Genomic DNA, 18908 nt, shown 5'->3' on the forward strand with positions numbered 1-18908 from the left:
ACCTTTGCGCCCATCCCGCTCTGACAGGTGAGGGCGGCGAACGAGTTTGGCGGACCCTGCATGCCCAAACCCGTTTGCCTTGCCGGTTTTTCCACGGCAATATGCCGGCAAAACAACCATGAGAACGGGAAAGAAAATGGCGGCTCCCATCAAGTTCGGCGTTGGCCAAAGCGTGCTGCGCAAAGAGGATGACGCACTCATCCGCGGCAAGGGCCGCTACACCGACGATTACGCGCCGCAGGCCGCGCTCCGCTGCTTGATGCTGCGCTCGCCGCACGCGCATGCCAAATACACGATCGACGTGAGCCGCGCCCGCGGCTTGCCGGGCGTCGCGCTGATCCTGACCGCAGATGACGTTGCGGATCTCGGCAATCTGCCCTGCCTATTCAACCTCGAGACGGATCCCTTCACCGGCCCGCCTTACCCGATCCTGGCCAAGGATGAGGTGCGCCATGTCGGCGATGCCGTCGCCTTCGTCGTCGCCGAGACCATCGACCAGGCCCGCGACGCGATCGAGGCGATCGAGGTCAAATGGAGCCCGCTGCCGGCGGTGACCGGTGTCGTGAACGCCGTGAAGCCCGGGGCCCCGCAGGTTTGGCCGGACAAGCCCGGCAACGTGCTGTTCGACGTCTCGATCGGCGACAAGAAAGCGACCGAAGCCGCCTTCGCCAAGGCGCATGCAGTCGCCGAAATCTCCATCGTCAATCCGCGCGTGGTCGCGAGCTTCATGGAGACGCGCGCGGCCGTGTGCGAATACGACGCCAAGCGCGACCATCTGACGCTCACCGTCGGCAGCCAGGGCAGCCATCGCCTGCGCGACATCCTCTGCCAGAACGTGCTCAATATCCCCACCGACAAGATGCGGGTGATCTGCCCCGACGTCGGCGGCGGCTTCGGCACAAAACTGTTTCCCTATCGGGAATACGCCTTGATGGCAGTCGCCGCGCGACAGCTGAAGAAGGCGGTGAAGTGGGCGGCCGACCGCACCGAGCATTTCATGGGCGACGCGCAGGGCCGCGACAACGTCACCACCGCGAAGATGGCGCTAGCCGAGGACGGCAAGTTCCTCGCGATGGATTGCGACCTGATGGGCGACATGGGCGCGTATCTGTCGACCTTCGGGCCCTACATCCCGCATGGCGGGGCCGGCATGCTGCCTGGCCTCTACGACATCCAGGCCTTCCACTGCCGGGTGCGCACCATCTTCACCCACAGTGTACCGGTCGATGCCTATCGCGGCGCCGGGCGGCCGGAGGCGGCCTATGTCATCGAACGTCTCGTCGACGCCTGCGCGCGAAAGCTTGACATGACGCCGGACGCCATCCGCCGCAAGAATTTCATCCCGCCGAAAGCGCTGCCCTACAAGACCGCGACCGGCAAGATCTACGATTCCGGCGACTTCGCCGCGCATCTCAAGCGCGCGATGGAGATCGCGGAATGGAAGGAGTTCGGAAAGCGCGCCAAGGCGGCCAAGAAGCAAGGGCTGATCCGCGGCATCGGGCTTGCCAGCTATGTCGAGATCTGTGGCGTGATGGGCGAGGAGACCGCCAATGTCCGTCTCGATCCCAATGGCGACGTCACCGTCCTGATCGGCACGCAATCGAGCGGGCAGGGCCATCAGACGGCCTATGCGCAGATCGTCGCCGAACAGTTCGGCCTGCCGCCGGAGCGTGTGCACATCCGCCAGGGCGACACCGACGAGATCGTGACAGGTCTCGGCACCGGCGGTTCAGCCTCGATACCCACCGGCGGCGTTTGCGTGGAGCGTGCTGCTGGCGAGCTGGGCAAGAAGCTGAAGGAGTTCGCAGCGCAGGCGCTGGAAGCGAGCGCGGGCGATCTCGAAATTACCGACGGCGTGATCCGGATCGCCGGCACCGACCGCTCGATCTCCTTCGCCGACCTCGCCAAGCGGCCCGGCGCCGATCCGTCGAAGCTGAACGGCAGCGCGACCTTCGCCAGCGCGGACGGCACCTATCCCAACGGCACGCATCTGGCGGAGGTCGAGATCGATCCGGCCACCGGCATCATCAGAATCGTCAACTATGTGATCGTCGATGATTTCGGCAAGACACTCAATCCGCTGCTCTTGGCGGGGCAGGTGCATGGCGGCGCCATGCAGGGCATCGGCCAGGCCTTGATGGAGCAGGTGGTCTATGGCGCGGGCGACGGCCAGCTCATCACCGCGACCTTCATGGACTACGCGGTGCCGCGCGCGGCGGACGGGCCGGCCTTCGTGTTCGAGACCAACAACGTCCCCTGCAAGACCAACCCGCTGGGCGTCAAGGGGGCCGGCGAGGCCGGCGCGATCGGCTCCTGTCCGGCCGTCGTCAACGCCATCGTCGATGCGCTCTGGCGCGAATACAAGATCGACCATATCGACATGCCGGCAACGGCCGAGCGGGTGTGGATCGCGATCAACGAGCACCACCGGCGCCATAGCCTGTGATTCACGCGATGGAATGAACCCTGCCGACCGGTGTTGGCCTCAGGAGGGTCGGCACGATCCTGCATCATGGAAAAAGGACTTTGCGAATGAAGCGAGCGTTGGTTGTCGGGGGCGCGTTCCTGTTCGGTATGGGCGCGGTTTGGGCGCAGCAGGACTCTGCCAAGGAAGTTCAAACCCTCATGAAGGGCAACGGCAAGAACGCCGGCGCGATTTCGGCGATGGTCAAGGGCGAGAAGCCCTATGATCAGGCTACGGTGAACAGCGCGCTGGCGCAGTTCGAGGATACCGCCAAGAAGCTGCCGCACCTGTTTCCGGCCAGCGCCAAGGGTGTGAAGCTCGACGGCGACTACAGCATCTCGCCGAAGGTCTGGGAGGACAAGGCCGGCTTCGACGCGAGGGTCGCGAGCTTTGCCAAGCTCGTCGGCGAGGCCAAGGCCAAGATCAAGGATCTCGACTCGCTTAAGGCGACGATGCCTGCAATCGGCAAGGAATGCGGCGGCTGCCACGAGACCTACCGCGTGAAGAACGGCTGACGCCAACATCATCCGGGGTACGGGAAATCGAGAAAGGCGGTTGCCAAGCAGCCGCCTTTTTGCGTTGGCGCACGGCCCAGGGGGAAATCGGTCCGCAAGGCCTGACGGATCGCCGTGAGAGCGGTTATCTTTGCTCCAGCCGCGGCGGCATTGATGTGAGCTGTTGCATGCTGGCGCATCTCGCGCCTGACTGCCTCATGACATCAGGGTTCCAACGCCCGGCGAGGAACTGAAGCAACAGCGAGACAGGCCATGGCAAAACCGTTCCCGTCGAAGACGCACATCGGCAACCATATGCTGCATCCGGAAACCTTGATGCTGACCTATGGCTATGATCCGCAACTATCGGAAGGCGCCATCAAGCCGCCGGTGTTCCTGACCTCGACCTTCGTCTTCAAGACGGCCGATGACGGCCAGGACTTCTTCGATTTCGTCGCCGGCCGGCGCGAGCCGCCGGAAGGGATGGGTGCGGGCCTGGTCTATTCGCGCTTCAATCACCCCAACAGCGAGATCGTCGAGGACCGGCTCTCGATCTACGAACGCACCGAGAGCTGCGCCCTGTTCTCATCCGGCATGGCGGCCATTGCGACGACGATCCTTGCCTTCGTCCGCCCAGGCGATGTCATTCTGCACTCCCAGCCGCTCTATGGCGGGACGGAAACCCTGCTGACGAACACGCTTGCGCGTCTGTCGATCGGCGCCGTCGGCTTCGCCGATGGCGTTGACGAAGCTGCGGTCCGCCAGGCCTCGGAGGAGGCCATGCGCAAGGGCCGGGTGTCGATGATTCTGATCGAAACTCCCGCCAACCCGACCAACGGGCTGGTCGACATTGCGATGATGCGCCGTGTCGCCGAGACGATCGGGAAGAGCCAGGGGCACACACCGATCATCGCCTGCGACAATACGCTGCTCGGACCGGTGTTTCAGCGGCCGATCGAGCATGGCGCGGACATTTCCTTGTACTCGCTCACGAAATATGTCGGCGGTCATTCCGACCTGATCGCCGGCGCCGCGCTCGGCTCCAAAGCAATCATGAAGGGCATCAAGGCGCTGCGCGGCGCTATCGGTACCCAGCTCGATCCGCATTCCTGCTGGATGATCAACCGGTCGCTGGAGACGCTGAGCCTGCGCATGGAGAAGGCCGATGCGAATGCGCGCCTCGTGGCCGACTTTTTGCGCGGTCACGCCAAGGTGGCGAAGGTCCATTATCTCGGTCACCACGAGGATACGTCGCCGGCCGGACGCGTGTTCGCACAGCAATGCTCGGGGGCCGGCTCCACGTTCTCGTTCGACATCGTCGGCGGCAAGGACGCGGCGGTCAAATTTCTCGACGCGCTCCAGATCTTCAAGCTCGCGGTGAGCCTCGGCGGAACGGAATCGCTTGCCAGCCTCCCCGCGACGATGACCCATTCCGGCGTTCCCGCCGACATCCGCCGGAAAATCGGTGTCCTCGATTCCACGATCCGGCTGTCGATCGGCATCGAACATCCGTCGGACCTGATCGCAGATCTCACGCAGGCACTGAACGCGGCTTGAGCGTGGCGAGAATCGAACAGGCCGGGCGCCCCTCCTGCGCCCGGCCCTTCCGCGACGACGCAGCGTTTGCGCTTACTTCGTCACTTGGCCGCGGATCTCGCCGCCGGGGTTCGCCGCCGTGTGGATGTTGATGTAGTACTTGCCGCCGAGCAGATCGGCGGCCTGCGCCTCGGTGAGCGTCGCTTCGCCTTTGACCGGGCTCGATGTCGCATTCGGGATCGCGACCGCAACGCCGGCGTTCTTGCCCGCTTCGGCCGGGCCATGAAAATGAGCGGCTGTGGCAGGGCCAGAGAGCCCGGAATAGGTGACAGTCCAGGACAATTTCTTGCTGGCGGCATCGTAGTCCAGATCGGCCGTTCCGGTGCCGCTGCTGGTCGTTGCCGGCACCTCGGACTTGGCATCGAGCGTTGCTTTCAGCTTTTCGGCGCTGGCCGGCCCTGCGAAAGCAGCGGCCGCGAGCACTGACACGGCGATGACGGTCTTGTTCATAACATTCTCCCTGCTGAACCCGTTTGGGCTGCTAAACTTCCAACAGCCGATGTTTCAGTTTATTCCCGTCTCCAGCCGGGGCAGGCTAAATTCTTCGTGGCTGGAGCCGCGCGCAGATCGGTCGTAGGTTCGCCGCCAGAACGAATGGACGTGCATGTTGCAACGAACAATTCTCGTGGCGCTGCTCGCTGCGCTTGCCGCAGGTGGCGTCTATTGGTGGCTCAGCGCGCCCGTAGTGGCAGCCGCGAGCACCACGCCGCCGCACGCGCCTGATCTTGCCAATGGCGAGGTGATGTTCAACGCCGGCGGCTGCGCGTCCTGCCATGCCGTTCCCAATCAGCCTGATCGTCTCAGGCTCGGTGGCGGCGTCGCGATCAAGTCGCCGTTCGGAACGTTTCACGCGCCGAACATCTCGCCCGATCCCAATGACGGCATCGGCAAATGGACCGACGCCGATTTCGTCAACGCCGTGATGCACGGGGTCTCGCCGGCCGGGCAGCACTATTTTCCGGCGTTTCCGTATACGTCCTATCGGCACGCCGGGCGTGAGGATGTGCTCGACCTCTTCGCCTATCTGAAAACGCTACCGCCTGTTGCGGGCAAGGTGCGCGACCATGATGTCAGTTTTCCCTTCAACATCCGGCGCAATGTCGGCATCTGGAAGTTCTTGTTTCTGGACGGCAAGCCGTTCGTCGCCGACGGCGCGAAGTCGCCGGCATGGAATCGCGGCGCCTATCTCGTGAACAGTTTGGGCCATTGCGCCGAATGCCACAGCCCGCGCAACGCGCTTGGCGGCATCATCGCGAGCGAGCGGTTTGCCGGCGGCCCCAATCCGGAAGGCGAGGGCTGGGTCCCCAACATCACCCAGAAGCGCCTTGGCGAGTGGAGCGCGAAGGACATCGCCTATTTCCTCAAGACTGGCGAACTGCCCGATGGCGACAGCGTCGGCGGCGCGATGACGCGTGTGATCAAGAACACCTCGCAACTGCCGGACGCGGATCTCGCGGCCATGGCGGACTACGTCAAATCGCTGCCGCCGGTGGACGGCCCGACGCCGCCCAAGCGCAAGCAGGGCAGCTAGTGCGTGATGAAGGTTAGCTCGATCGTGAGACTGTAACCCCTCACCCGGATCGCATCTATCGATGCGATCCGACCTCTCCCTTCGAGAGAGGTGAACCGTTGGCTCGTACGATATAAACCAAACTTATCCCGCATCGATGACGCACCGTTAGCCGGTGCCGAACGCCTTGAAGGTGATGATGGTGAGGGTGTCCTGGATGCCTGGCAGCACTTGCACCTTCTCGTTGACGAAATGGCCGATGTCGGTGTCCTTGTCGACGTAGAACTTCACCAGGAGGTCGTATTGACCGGCCGTGGAGTAGATCTCAGAGGCGATCTCGGCTTCGGCGAGCGCATTGGCGACCACATAGGACTGGCCGAGCTTGCATTTGATCTGGACGAAAAAGGGAACCATCGCGGTCACTCCGAAAGCACATCTAGCCGGCTAATAGGCCAAAACCGGCCGGATTTAGCAAGCGAACTTGCCTGCCGCCAGATGCGGGTCCGGCGCTCAGCAGGTGACGGCCACGGCGGCGAATGCATCCCTGAGCCGCTGCGCGAGCTCGATCTTGCGATACGGCTTGGTCAGCACGATCGCTTGCGCATGCACGCGGCCCGGATTCAAGCTGGGCGCGATCCGCAAAGGCCATGATCATGCCGCAGCCCGAGCTCGTCCTGATCTCGACATTTGCGCGCAAGGCTCCCGCCAAATGGCTTTTCGGGTCCGGGCGGGCCTTAGCTGGAGCACGGCTGTGTCGCGAATCGGCGTGGCTTGCCGCTGGTCGCGCTTGCTGGTGTTCCACGGTCGCGCTAGGACAGGCCATGGCTGTGTCCGGATCAAGCAGATGTCTCCGGCGATGACGACGCCCGTGGCGCTCACTATCGCCGGCTCCGATTCGAGCGGGGGCGCCGGCATCCAGGCGGACCTGAAGACTTTTGCCGCGCTCGGCGTCTATGGCGCCTCCGCCATCACGGCGTTGACGGCGCAGAACACGCGCGGCGTCACGGGTATTCATGCGGTGCCGGCCGAGTTCGTCACCGCGCAGATCGATGCGGTGTTTTCCGATTTCGATGTCGGCGCTGTGAAAATCGGCATGGTGGCCCAGGCCGCCAGCATTGACGCGATCGCGGCCGCGCTGTCGCGCTGGGCGCCCCGGCACGTGGTGCTCGATCCCGTGATGGTGGCAACATCCGGCGACCGGCTGCTGGCCTCCGACGCCGTCAAGGCGTTGCGCACGAGACTGATACCGCTGGCCTCGGTGATCACGCCGAACCTGCCCGAGGCCGCTGCGCTGCTCGATGCACCGGTCGCGGCCAACCAGGCCGAGATCGAAAGCCAGGGGCGCCGTCTGCTGGCGCTCGGCTGCCGCGCGGTCTTGATCAAGGGAGGACACGGCGAGGGCGCGGAGAGCGTCGACTATCTGGTTGATGCCGACAACGCCATCGCGCTAGCGGCGCCCCGCCTTGCCACCAAGAACACCCATGGTACCGGCTGCTCGCTGTCCTCGGCCGTCGCGGCGGGTCTCGCCAGAGGCGAGGCGCTCGAGCAGGCGGTCCGCAGCGCCAAGGCCTGGATCAGCGCTGCGATTGGCGCCGCCGACCGCTTCAGCGTCGGCCACGGCCACGGGCCGATCCATCATTTCCACAAGTTCTACTGACGACCGCTCGCCCAAGCGGGAGAGGGAGCGCCTGCCCTCCGGGCTTCCAGTGCCAATCTGATCTTGGACGAGGCGCTGCGCGCCATGTCGCCTGATTGTCGCATGCGACTGATATTCGCAGGGCAGGCGAGGCAAGGCTTGATTCGTATCGGAAGGTGCCTCAAGAGTTCAATCGGTCATCCCCCTGTCACGGGACATTGTTACAGGCTGGCGCATGGGAAGTTACGATGTGAGTGACGAGAGCCCGGAGCGGCGCTTTCGCACGTTGTTCATCTCCGACGTCCATCTCGGAGCCCGCGGTTCTCAAGCCGATCTTCTGCTGGACTTCCTGCGCTACCACGATGCCGACACCATCTATCTCGTCGGCGACATCGTCGACGGCTGGGCGCTGAAATCGAGCTGGCACTGGCCGCAATCCCATAACGACCTCGTCCAGAAGCTGCTGCGCAAGGCGCGCAAGGGCGCCAAGGTCATCTACATTCCCGGCAATCACGACGAGTTCCTGCGCAACTATTACGGCACGCATTTCGGCGGCATCGACGTGGTCGAGAACACCGTTCATACCGGCGTCGACGGCAAGCGCTATCTCGTCATTCACGGCGACATCTTCGACCTCGTGGTGCAGAACGCGCGCTGGCTCGCTCATCTCGGTGACAAGGCCTACGATTTCGCGATCCAGATGAACCGCCTCGTCAACTTCTTCCGCCGCTTGTTCGGCGTGCCCTATTGGTCGCTGTCGCAATGGGCCAAACAGAAGGTCAAGAACGCCGTGAACTATATCGGCGCGTTCGAACAGGCGCTCGCCGCCGAAGCGCGACGTCACGACGCGCACGGCGTGATCTGCGGCCACATCCATTACGCCGTGATCCGCGACGAGGCCGGCATTCGCTACATGAATTGCGGCGACTGGGTCGAGAGCTGCACCGCGCTGGTCGAGCACGACGACGGCCGTTTCGAGATCATCACCTGGGCGGATCATTTGCAGAAGCCGGCAACCGTCCCGCAGGTCGCGGCAAGAGCTGCCTGATGCGCATCTTGGTCGCGACCGACGCCTGGCACCCGCAAGTCAACGGTGTGGTTCGGACGCTGACCAAGCTGGCCGACGCGGCAGAGGGGCTCGGCGTCGCGTTCACGTTCCTGACGCCGCAATCGTTCCGCACCTTTGCGATGCCGAGCTATCGCGACGTGCGCCTCGCCATGCCGCGCCCGGCGCGAATTGCAAAGCTGATCGAAGAAGCACGCCCGGACAGCATCCACATCGCGACGGAGGGGCCGATCGGCCTGATGGTCCGCCGCTATTGCCGCCAGCGCAAGCTGCCGTTCACGACCAGCTTCCATACCCGCTTTCCAGAATATGTCCGTGCTCGCGTGCCGGTGCCGGGCTCGCTGATCTGGCGCGCGCTGCGCCGCTTCCATGCGCCCAGTCGCGCCGTGATGGCGGCCACGCCTGCGCTCGCGCGCGAGCTCGCCGAGCGCGGCTTCGACAACGTCGTGCTGTGGCCGCGCGGCGTCGATACCCATTTGTTCCATCCCCGCGCGATCGACCTCTGTCTGCCGGCGCCGGTGTTCCTCTCGGTCGGCCGGGTCGCGGTGGAGAAGAACCTTGAGGCCTTTCTCGACCTCGACCTGCCCGGCACCAAGGTGATCGTTGGTGACGGTCCGGCGCGGGCCTCGCTCGAAGAGGCCTATCCCGACGCGATCTTCCTCGGCGAGAAGCACGGCGAGGCGCTGGCGGAAATCTATGCTGCGGCCGACGTCTTCGTGTTCCCGAGCAAGACCGACACGTTCGGCCTGGTCCTGCTGGAAGCGCTCGCAAGCGGCTTGCCGGTGGCGGCCTTTCCGGTGAAGGGGCCCCGCGACGTGATCGGCAATGCGCCGGTCGGCGCGCTCGATCACGATCTGCGCAACGCCTGCTTCGCCGCGCTCGACATCTCCAGGCAGGACTGCGTCGCGTTCGCCGCCAATTACACCTGGGAGGCTTCGGCCCGGGCTTTCGTCGCCAGCATCGAGGGACTGGGCGCGGTGCTGCCCTGCCGGAACGGGGCGGAACAGCCGCGCTTCGTGGCCTAATCGACCAAAATCCTCGCGGGGAGGTGTCTTGCTCGCGGCTCCCAGGCCGCGATAAGGTCTGATATGACCGAACAGCTCCTCCCGGTCGGCCCCGCCGACATCGACGCCGCAGCGCGCGTGATCGCGCCTTACGCCATCCGCACCCCGCTGTTGTCTTTCCCCGTGCTCAACGAGCGCGTCGGCGCGAAGGTCTTCCTGAAGCCGGAGATGCTCCAGCGCACCGGCTCGTTCAAGTTCCGCGGTGCCTTCAACAAGGTATTCTCGATTCCGCAGGACAAGCGCGCCGGCGGCGTCGTCGCGTTCTCCTCCGGCAACCACGCCCAGGGCGTGGCGGCCGCGGCGAAGATCCTCGACATGCAGGCGACCATCGTGATGCCTGCGGATGCGCCGCTGTCCAAGCGCGAGCGCACCAAATCCTACGGCGCCGAGGTCGTGCTGTACGATCGCGACCGCGACGACCGCGAGGCGATCTCGCGCGGCATTGCCGAGAAGCGCGGTGCGACGCTGGTCAAGCCGTATGACGATCCTTTCGTGATTGCGGGGCAGGGCACCGCCGGCCGCGAGATCGCCGAGGACATGGCGGGCCTCGGCCTTGCCCCCGACATCGTGGTGGCGCCGGCTTCCGGCGGCGGCCTGATCGCGGGCGTCGCGACGGCCGTGAAGGCGCGCTATCCGCTGGCCGAAATCGTAGTCGCGGAGCCGGAGGCGTTCGACGATCACGGCATTTCGCTGACCGCGGGTCATCGCGAGCCGCATCCGCCGGCAGGCCGCACCATCTGCGATGCGCTGATGGCCCTGATGCCCGGCGAGATGACGTTTGCGATCAACAGCAAGCTGCTCGCGCGCGGTGTCACCGCGTCGGATGCCGAAGTCGGTGCTGCCGTGGCGTTTGCCTATCGCGAGCTCAAGCTCGTGGTGGAGCCGGGCGGCGCCGTGGGCCTTGCCGCTCTGCTGGCGGGACGTCTCGACGTCGCCGGCAAGAACGTCGTCATCGTGCTCTCCGGCGGTAATGTCGATGCGGATCTGTTCGCCGAGCTGGTGGCTTAGCTAGCATCATTCCGGGGCGCGCATGAGCGCGGCCTGCGCCTCATGGCACAATCTGGAATGACCAGAAAGGGGCAGAGCGTTGCCGCTCTACCCCTTTCGCATTGTGCTTGGCGGATTCAGCTCGCCCCTTGCTCGGTGCAACCTCTCCCGCTTTGCGGGGGAGGTCGGCGCGAAGCGCCGGGTGGGGGCTCTTTCCTCTCGGGGGTCCTCGACTGTGGAAGCACCCTCCCCCGCAAGCGGGGGAGGGTGCGCACTTTCTCCGCGCGATCAGTGCATGAAGCTCCGGCGATTGTTGCCGCCCATGCTCGGCGCCTGGTTCATCGACTGGCGAAAGTTGTTGCCGCTGTTGACCATGCGGGTCGGCATCGAGTTGAGCTGCGGACGATTGTTCGCTACGTTATTCTGGACCTGCACCTTGTTCGCCGCATTGGTGTTGAGCTTCACGATACCGGTGTTGCCATTGTTGATGCGGATCGGGTGGTTCTGGTTCTGAACGGGCTTCGCCTCGACGTTCGGGCCGCCCTTGCCGACATTGACCGGCATGCTCACGATCTTGCCGGGTTTGCCGTTGGCGTTGCCGCCATTCGGCATGGTGTTGGTCGGCGCAGGCAGGGTGACGATCTTGCCCGGGGTCTGCGACGAAGTGCCGTTCTGCTGGTTCGGCTGGTTGTTGCCCGCCGGCAGGTTGACGATGTGGCCGCCATTGCCGAGCTTGCCGATCAGGTTGCCATCGAGCGGCTTCTGCACGACTGGCAAATTGCCGTTTACATGCGCGCCGCCATTGTCCTGCTGCATCAGCGGCATGTATTTGGGCTGACCGAGATTGCCGATCTTAAGCGTCGGGGCGATGTTCTGCGGCGCCAGGAATTTGGTCGCCTGCATCAACGGGATCTCCTTCGGCTGCGCCTGCAGCTTCAGCGCGACATGCGCATAGGGGCTGTTGCTGAAGCTGTCATGGAAGCTCTTGTAGGCAACAGGCGAATTCGCGAGCACAGCCTTGTGCCAGGCCTGCGAGATCAGGAGATTGTTGAGCAGCCAGCGGACGTGGTCGCAAAGCGGGTCGTGCGGGTACATCTGGATGAACTCCTGATAATATTCCGGCCGGCCCTCGGACACGACGTAGTCATAGGCCTGGCGGGTCGAGCGGCTCGGCAGGTTGGAGGCCATTTGCACCACTGGCGCTTTCACCGGCGCGCGGTTGGCGGCAACGGCGGTGTCGCCGAAGAAGGTGAAATCAGAGGTCAGCGACGAGCTTTCCCATGGGATTTGCGCACCGCTGGTGGTCTGGTTCACTTGCAGGCGCACGCGCTTGAACAGCTGCTCGATCGGCACGTTGGGCTCGCGCGCGACGTTCAGGAAGGCCTGCGTGTAGGGGCTGTGGCCGTTGGTGCCGTCGAGCGCTTCGGCCCCCGGTGCGGTCGAGTAGCCGACGATCGAGCCGTTCGGCGCATCGACAATGGCAAGGCCGCGGCCGGCGTCGTTGATCTGGGGGAAGGGGTTGTTGCGGCAGGCATCCAGGATGACGATGCGCATGCGGCTCGGGATCGTCTCCAGCGTCGACATCACGTCGACCAGGCGCACCGAATTGTTGACGAGCTCGGTCGGGCTCGAGACCTTGGCGTCGACGGGAACGAGATAGTTTTCGCCGGCGAGCTGCACGCCGTGACCGGCGTAGTAGACCATCGCCACCGTGTTCGGACCGCGCGAAGCGACCTTGGCGGAAAAGTCCTGGACGACGCGCAGCATGTCGTTCTGGGTCAAGTCGGTCGCGGCGACCACTTCGAAGCCGGCCGAGTTCAAGAACTGCGCCATCGATTGCGCGTCATCGTCGGGGTTCGCAAGGTGCGGCGCGTTCTGGTAGTTCGCATTACCGATCACCAGCGCGACCCGCTGCTCCGGGCCTTGCAGCACAGTGGGAGCCGGTGCAACCGGGGCGACTTGCGCGGAAACGGGTCCGCAGGCGAAGCCGAACAGGCTTCCCAGAAGACCCGCAGTCATCAGGAAATGCTTTAGGCGGAACATGGCGTGCTCCTTTGGCACTCATCTCGATGCGAGATTGGTTGCGAAGAAGCCTGACCGCGTTCGAGTTTGACGTCCGTGATCACGATCACGATGGTAGGCTCCGTGATCTGAATCACGTTTGGAACCTGCTATGGTTAGCCATCGCTTGGGAGGACAGTCCGTCACATGCTGAAATCGATCGATCCGATCCTGACACCCGACCTGCTCCGGCTGCTCGCCTCGATGGGCCACGGCGACGATCTCGTGGTCGTCGACGCGAACCATCCCGCAACCCGCATTGCCGCGGCGACCTCGTCGCAGCGCCTGATCCAGTTGCCTGGCATGCGCATGGAGACGGCCGTCCGCGCAATCATGACGCTCTATCCGCTCGACGATTTCGATCCCGATCCGGTGCGCGTGATGATGCCGGTGGACGATTCCGATCGAGTCCCGGACGTGCAGCGCGCCGTGTTGGCGGAGATCGAACGCGCGGCCGGCGGCCCCGTTGCTCCCGGCAAACTCTCACGCACGCATTTCTATCGCGCGGCGGCGGCGGGCTTCGGCGTCGTGCAGGTGGGCGACAGCCGAGCTTATGGCTGCTTCCTGATCCGCAAGGGCGTGATCAGCTAAGGAATCATTCTGCGCAACGTCGCGCAGAACTCTGCACCCGAATTTGAATGGCCTCCGCGCAACTGACCGACTATGGTCGATTCATGTCTCGCCTTGTGTGTCTATCTGTTGCTGTCATCCTGTCGCTGCTCCCTGCCGTCGCGCCGGCTGCGTCGATTCAAAAGCGGCCCAAGCCGGTCTGGCAAGGCTACGGCTTCCTGCCGGGCTATCGACAGCCGCTCAGCAACAGCATCCCGCTCTACAAGCAGAAGGACGCAATGCGTCGTCTGTCGCGCGCAGACCGGCGCCACTGGTACATCGACCCGGTACCTCAGTATTACCGTTGGGATGGCGAGTGGCACTATTTCGGCCGCCCCGGCTTCGGCGGCGGCCGCTACAATGGCGGCAGTTTCGGGCCATGCTGGACGCGAACGCCGATTGGCCCGATCTGGAATTGCGGGTAATTGCTCGCGCGGCGCTCTCGCGCCCCGGACGCAGCGCAGCGCTCCTTCGGCGGTGCGCTGCAGAGCCGGGGCACCGCGGGCCGATGCAGGTGGGACCGCAACGGCGCATTGGCGCTCCTGTCGCTATCCAAAGGCAAGCGGCGTCCCCGTTGCCATCGGGATGTCCTTTATACATTCCGCAATTCCTTGGCGCGCAGCCCCTCCGCGCGGCGCATGGACTACTGGTCACAGTCGGCTGCGTGTCGATGGCCGCTTGCCTTTGGCGGCGAGAGCAGTTGGACCCGAATCTCAGAGCCGCACCCCGATGGCCTGCGCATAACGACAAGGTCGGCTCGCGCCAAGGCTGGGTCGCGTCGTAGCGAGACGCGTGCTCGAGGGTAGAATGGCGCGCCGCTAGTTCCTTCGCCACGGCGATTTGCATTACGGCGACAGTGCTTCAACTGGACTGGGTCGGAGAGCTGGCCGGTTTTGGCGGCGATAGCATACTCCGAAATGGCGCGGCGCCCCGCCACCGACGCAGGAACGATTCAGAGCGCGCTCGCGCGGAGTGCCTCACACCCCTGACGAGGCTCCCACCGCACAGCACAATTCCTGTAGATATGACGACTGCGTGTCTTGACATCTGAGAGAAAAATTTCACCGAGAGTCGCACATCGAACCGACAGCGTCCGCTTGCTTCGCGCATGATGGCATCTCAGGGCCGGGGTTAAGAGCTCCTTTGAATCTGATCGAACACGGAAGCGGGGACATGTCCTCGCCTCCAGTCCCATGAGGCAAGTCAACCTCTCGGGAAATGATGCCGCTTGAGAACGAGGATGGTGCCGTGAGTGAAAGCGAAGTGAAAGTTGGACTGAACGGGACGAATGGTTACGCAATTCCGTTGTTCGGGTTCCCGAATATCCCGTTGCCTAGCGCGATCGGCGGTTTCGCCGAGCAGGGGGTCGCCAGCGCACAGCAAGGCTGCGAGAAAATCAAGGTCGCGTCGGCGGAGATGGCGGAAGCGCTGTGTGAGACGTATTCGAGCAATGCCAAGGGCGCAACCGACTACGCGGCCAAGCTGATCGAAATGTCGAACGCCAATACGGTGTCCGCGATCGACTTCTTCGCGCAGGCCCTGGGTAGCAAGTCAGTCCCGGATGTTTTCACCTTGTCCGTTGCGCAAGCGCGCAAGACCTTCGACACCGCGTCCGCCCAGAACAAGGAATTGTGGGGGCTTGGGGAGAAGCTTGCGAAAGAAACCGGCGAGCCGATCAAGAAGTACTTCGCCAAGGTCCTGCATCCGCCCAGCTAAAAAGCTCTCGTCCAAGAGTCCTTCAGGAGGGAAACCGGCCCGTCGGAACAAGCCTCGCCACGAACATGCCCCCACATGCTCGACCGATAATGGCCAGGTGCGCGATGCCCCCCAAGTAGCCGCACCAATAAGAGGCGCAATCTGACGGGCCGGCCTTTGTTTCGGAATGCAAGCTGACGTGCAAAGGGAGGTCACATGGGAATGGTCATGATCAAATGCCCGCGAAGCGGCCGCGCTATCCCCACCGGCATCAAGGCCGATCGCGAGAGTTTTTTGCGCAGCATTGTGTTTTTCAGGCGCACCCATTGTCCGATCTGTCAGGCCGATCACGCCTGGTTTGCACAGGAAGGCTGGGTGGATGAGCCGAGCGCTCGCGCAGCGCCGCAGCCGTGGCACACGGCCTGACCGTCCCCACAGCGCGTGGATCGTAATCTGGAGGGACACGATGGCGCGGGCGCAAACAACCAATGCACGCTCCGTCTTCTTGATGCAGGCCAGGGAATTTCTTGACGAAGCACGACGACTGAAGCCGGGCCCCGCGCGCAACGAACTGCGCGAGGTGGCGGCGGTGCTGCGCGAGCTTGCGAAAATCGAGGCGCAATGCAAATCTGCAGGGGACAGTGATCGACCCGAGAGAACGTGATCAGGTTCGACGCACCGTCCTTCTCTCTCCGGCAACTGGCTTTTAGTTCACCAGCGCCCTCCTGACTTCCCCGGAAGGACGAGGAGGGCAATCGTGCAAGGTTGCGGCGTGTCTCGACCCGATTGAAAGCAGCTTACCCTGCGCCGCCGGGTTCGCTGGTCAGGATTCGCCGATCTCGCGAAAGGGCCGTTTCGCGTGATCGGCCCATCCCCATCGAGAACACCTCCTCGATTTCGCGCCGCATGGTGTCGTGGCACTCGCAGGCGGCCGCCGCCAGTCGGGACCGGTCGATTTCGATCTGGCCTCTTCGATCAGAGATGATCGCAGCGGACGCGCGCAGATTGCGCATCAAGAGCGTCACCGTCGTTCGTCGGACACCGAGTATTTGCGACAGCTCCTGCTGGGTGAGCGGAAGGACGTCTTGGTCGACGCAGTCGCGCAACTGAAGCAGCCAACGCGACATGCGGGCTTCGACCGGATGCAGCGCATGGCAGGCCGAGCCGAGCTGAAACTGTATGAGCATCGCTCTAACGTGGCTCTGGATTGCGTGGCGGATCGCAGGGCTCCGGGCAAAAGCGGCGTGAAATCGCGACGCGGAAATCCGAGAGGCGGTGCCCGCCACCCGAACCATGGCGGTAATGGCCGAAGGCGACGGCCCCAGCACCGAAAGACTGCCTACGACCCCGTCACGCCCGATCACTGCGGTTGCGACCGTCCGGCCATCCGCCATGTCGACCATCAGCGAGATGGCGCCGGCATGAGGAAAGAAGACGTAATCGACCTGCTCGCCCGCTTGCGAGAGCACCGCGTTGTGATCGAGGACGACCATCTCCAGCTCGGGCGCCAGCAGATCGAAGTCTGATCGCGGAAGTGTTGCAAGAAGGCGGTTAGCAAATCCGCCGGGAGCCATTACCACAGCGAAGCCGCGGTAACGCTTGCACCGCTTCCTCCATTCGAAGCGGCGCCGAACAGCGATCTCAACATTTGTTTAAGTCTGCTTTCTCTACGCGCACTGATATCCAATTCATTTTCCAGACGCCTTCGCTCTCAACAACAATCTCAACGCTCAACCGCGCAACGCCACGATTTCGATGCAAGTGCACCGCGAGCAGCAATGCAATTGCAAAATGCGCATGGGTAAAACCCTACGGCCAGACGGAATCCCAGAGTTCCACATGCTTCGTTTACTCTTGCGCATTGAGCAATCCCAGTTTCGCTCGACATGGAACAGATCAACTTATCGAATGTGTCTGCGAATTGCTGTCCTACGCCGCGAACGCACTCACGATCTGGATAGTCACAAGCTCAATCTCCTCGCACCAGGAGATAGCATTGCGCTTCCGCCAAGATGTGCACTGACCTCGCAAGCCGAGAGCGCATCAACAGCCAAACGGTTTGTCGCGGAGCTACCTACGCTTCGGCGGATGTGGACGCGTTGATTGCGGCTTGTTCCAAGTACGGCCGTGGCAGCCTGAGGCGACGCTTGCGCGCAATCGGCAGACGACATCGTACAAAATCGCGAAGTTGGCGCCCATGTAGCAGCGGGGAACGTGGCTTCTGGGTCCCGGCTCTGCGCATCAACACAAAGGGCGTTGCTGCTAATCCGGGACACGGGAGTGGGGTGCTGAGGTTTACGAGAAGAACGCGATCTTCTCGGCCTGGGTCATGCGGCGGATGGGCGCGAGCGGGTCGTTCGCCGGCGCGCGGGGCTTCTGCAAGATGCCGCTGGCGAGGATGGTGGCGCCGAGCGAGGGCTCCGGCAAGGACGCGGACAGGGGCGAGGGCATCGGCAGCGGCGCGGTTGGCGCTGCCGCGAATGTTGCCGTGGCCGCCATGGCCGGGGCCTGCTGCTCCATCACTTCGGCGGCAGCTTCCGCGATGGCGTCGGTGAGGCGCGCGAGCGAGTCCATCGCGATCGGCGCGTCCGCGGGCTCTTCCTCGACCGCTGCGACGACCGGCTCTGGCGCGATCGGCTCCGGCAACTCCGCCGCAACGGGAGCTGCGACCTCGGCAGCTGCCGGCTCCGGAGCGACCGCTTCATTCTCCACCGGCTCGATGATCTCGTCGAAGTCGGAATCGGGCGCCGCCATCTCCAGCGCGATGGCCTCGAGGATGGCTTCGTCCTCGGCTTCCGCGGCGGCATCGAGCGAGAACGCCTCGGTTGCTTCCGTCAAGGCGGCCGGTTCAGTGGCCGGCTCTTCGAACGAGGCGCCTTCAAGCTTGGCATCATCAGGCACGACATGGTCGAGCGCAGCGTTTTCGGGAGCGATCTGGCTTTCGGCAACGATCTCCGGCGCGACTGCGGCGTCCATGGCCCGCTCGGCAACGGCAGACGTCTCAGTGACGCCAGTTGCTTCGACCTCAGGAGTGGCTGCGATGTCCTGCGGCGCCTCCGTAGAAGCCACGGGGGCTTCGCTGGCCATCGCGCCAGGTGCGACCTCGGCAGGCGGCACGTCAGCAGACGACGGCGCCTCCTGCCTCGGAGCCGGCTCGTAAGGCGCCGCTTGCGGCGTTGCGCCGCCGTCGAGCTGCTCGACCCGATCCCTCAGCAGATCGAAGGCAGCCTGGAGCTCGACGCGGGGGTCGATGGTCGAAATCTGTCCGCAGGCCGCCTCGATCGAGGCGAGCTGCGAATCAATGAGGTCGCAGATTCGCCCGTCGGCGCCGATCTCGCGCCAGCGCCAGGAGATCTCCTTGATGATACGCACCCCGCGCGGGATCGGCGCGAGGCTCGCCTCGATCGCGGCGGGATCGAACGCCGCGATCGCAATCGTCTCGGCCTCGCGGATGGCGCGGCGGATATCGACCAGCGCCTCGGGCAGGCGGTCCTCGACGACGGGTTGTCGCTGTGCCGCAAGGGTTTCTTCGATCTTCGCAACCGCATCGAGCACCATGCGGGTGTCGGCATTGCGGTTGCGCTTGGCATATTCGCCGAGGAACCAGCGGCCGCGCGCGGTCTCCATGAAGGCTTCGCGGATCGCGTCGTAATCCTGCTCGTTCGGCTCGGCCGCGCGGGCAGACATGGGCGAAAGGGCGAATGCTTCGTTGGCCATGACAATCTC

The 18908-nt window shown here is 64.0% G+C and carries 17 protein-coding genes; 12 read left to right on the forward strand and 5 right to left on the reverse strand.

Annotated elements, in window-relative coordinates:
* Positions 1–136 precede the first annotated feature (136 nt).
* The 3 genes from IVB01_RS15510 to IVB01_RS15520 all read left to right on the forward strand — a co-directional run bounded on the left by IVB01_RS15510 (position 137) and on the right by IVB01_RS15520 (position 4515).
* The gene (locus tag IVB01_RS15510) at positions 137–2446 is read left to right on the forward strand and encodes a xanthine dehydrogenase family protein molybdopterin-binding subunit (RefSeq protein ID WP_247421989.1); all 2310 of its coding nucleotides are present in this window, start codon (positions 137–139) and stop codon (positions 2444–2446) included.
* Between the two features lie 86 nt (positions 2447–2532).
* The gene (locus IVB01_RS15515) at positions 2533–2979 is read left to right on the forward strand and encodes a cytochrome c (RefSeq protein ID WP_247421985.1); all 447 of its coding nucleotides are present in this window, start codon (positions 2533–2535) and stop codon (positions 2977–2979) included.
* Between the two features lie 252 nt (positions 2980–3231).
* Complete coding sequence (locus IVB01_RS15520) at positions 3232–4515, forward strand: cystathionine gamma-synthase family protein (protein ID WP_247469384.1); 1284 nt, start codon at positions 3232–3234, stop codon at positions 4513–4515.
* 72 nt (positions 4516–4587) lie between these two features.
* Here the strand turns inward: IVB01_RS15520 and IVB01_RS15525 are convergent, their stop codons facing one another.
* Positions 4588–5004 (reverse strand): CHRD domain-containing protein, encoded by a 417-nt coding sequence (locus tag IVB01_RS15525; protein WP_247278726.1) that lies wholly within the window; start codon positions 5002–5004, stop codon positions 4588–4590.
* A gap of 154 nt (positions 5005–5158) precedes the next feature.
* Between IVB01_RS15525 and IVB01_RS15530 the strand changes: the two genes are divergently transcribed.
* Positions 5159–6085, forward strand: a complete 927-nt coding sequence (locus IVB01_RS15530) for a cytochrome c (protein WP_247421980.1) — start codon at positions 5159–5161, stop codon at positions 6083–6085.
* A gap of 147 nt (positions 6086–6232) precedes the next feature.
* Here the strand turns inward: IVB01_RS15530 and IVB01_RS15535 are convergent, their stop codons facing one another.
* Entirely contained in the window at positions 6233–6478 is a 246-nt protein-coding gene (locus IVB01_RS15535) for an Lrp/AsnC family transcriptional regulator (protein ID WP_061878884.1), read from the reverse strand.
* A 442-nt stretch (positions 6479–6920) separates the two neighbouring features.
* Between IVB01_RS15535 and thiD the strand changes: the two genes are divergently transcribed.
* The 4 genes from thiD to IVB01_RS15555 all read left to right on the forward strand — a co-directional run bounded on the left by thiD (position 6921) and on the right by IVB01_RS15555 (position 10838).
* On the forward strand, positions 6921–7721 hold the full coding sequence (gene thiD, locus IVB01_RS15540) for a bifunctional hydroxymethylpyrimidine kinase/phosphomethylpyrimidine kinase (RefSeq protein ID WP_247278724.1): 801 nt from the start codon (positions 6921–6923) through the stop codon (positions 7719–7721).
* 214 nt (positions 7722–7935) lie between these two features.
* A complete protein-coding gene (locus tag IVB01_RS15545) occupies positions 7936–8748 on the forward strand; it encodes a UDP-2,3-diacylglucosamine diphosphatase (protein ID WP_247278723.1) in 813 nt (270 codons plus the stop codon).
* Complete coding sequence (locus tag IVB01_RS15550) at positions 8748–9791, forward strand: glycosyltransferase family 1 protein (RefSeq protein ID WP_247421978.1); 1044 nt, start codon at positions 8748–8750, stop codon at positions 9789–9791. Before IVB01_RS15545 ends, IVB01_RS15550 begins: the two co-directional genes overlap by 1 nt.
* 63 nt (positions 9792–9854) lie before the next feature.
* Positions 9855–10838, forward strand: a complete 984-nt coding sequence (locus IVB01_RS15555; protein WP_091892002.1) for a threonine/serine dehydratase — start codon at positions 9855–9857, stop codon at positions 10836–10838.
* A 267-nt stretch (positions 10839–11105) separates the two neighbouring features.
* Here the strand turns inward: IVB01_RS15555 and IVB01_RS15560 are convergent, their stop codons facing one another.
* Positions 11106–12860 (reverse strand): caspase family protein, encoded by a 1755-nt coding sequence (locus IVB01_RS15560; RefSeq protein ID WP_247469387.1) that lies wholly within the window; start codon positions 12858–12860, stop codon positions 11106–11108.
* A 165-nt stretch (positions 12861–13025) separates the two neighbouring features.
* Between IVB01_RS15560 and IVB01_RS15565 the strand changes: the two genes are divergently transcribed.
* The 4 genes from IVB01_RS15565 to IVB01_RS15585 all read left to right on the forward strand — a co-directional run bounded on the left by IVB01_RS15565 (position 13026) and on the right by IVB01_RS15585 (position 15846).
* Positions 13026–13469: an RbsD/FucU domain-containing protein gene (locus IVB01_RS15565; protein WP_247421974.1), complete on the forward strand. Its 444-nt coding sequence runs from the start codon at positions 13026–13028 to the stop codon at positions 13467–13469.
* Between the two features lie 47 nt (positions 13470–13516).
* Positions 13517–13912, forward strand: coding sequence for a hypothetical protein (locus IVB01_RS15570; RefSeq protein WP_247421971.1), 396 nt, complete (start codon positions 13517–13519; stop codon positions 13910–13912).
* Between the two features lie 823 nt (positions 13913–14735).
* Positions 14736–15203 carry a phasin family protein gene (locus IVB01_RS15575; protein WP_247421969.1) on the forward strand — a complete coding sequence of 156 codons (468 nt, stop codon included), beginning with the start codon at positions 14736–14738 and terminating at the stop codon, positions 15201–15203.
* A 445-nt stretch (positions 15204–15648) separates the two neighbouring features.
* The gene (locus IVB01_RS15585; protein WP_247278715.1) at positions 15649–15846 is read left to right on the forward strand and encodes a hypothetical protein; all 198 of its coding nucleotides are present in this window, start codon (positions 15649–15651) and stop codon (positions 15844–15846) included.
* Positions 15847–15979: 133 nt separating this feature from the next.
* Here IVB01_RS15585 and IVB01_RS15590 read toward each other — a convergent pair whose 3' ends face one another.
* Both IVB01_RS15590 and IVB01_RS15595 read right to left on the reverse strand, forming a co-directional pair.
* Positions 15980–16675, reverse strand: coding sequence for a Crp/Fnr family transcriptional regulator (locus IVB01_RS15590; RefSeq protein ID WP_247421964.1), 696 nt, complete (start codon positions 16673–16675; stop codon positions 15980–15982).
* Positions 16676–17477: 802 nt separating this feature from the next.
* Entirely contained in the window at positions 17478–18899 is a 1422-nt protein-coding gene (locus IVB01_RS15595) for a hypothetical protein (RefSeq protein WP_247494681.1), read from the reverse strand.
* Between the last annotated feature and the right edge of the window lie 9 nt (positions 18900–18908).

This window comes from Bradyrhizobium sp. 164, assembly GCF_023073715.1.
In the GTDB taxonomy this organism is placed as follows: Bacteria; Pseudomonadota; Alphaproteobacteria; order Rhizobiales; family Xanthobacteraceae; genus Bradyrhizobium.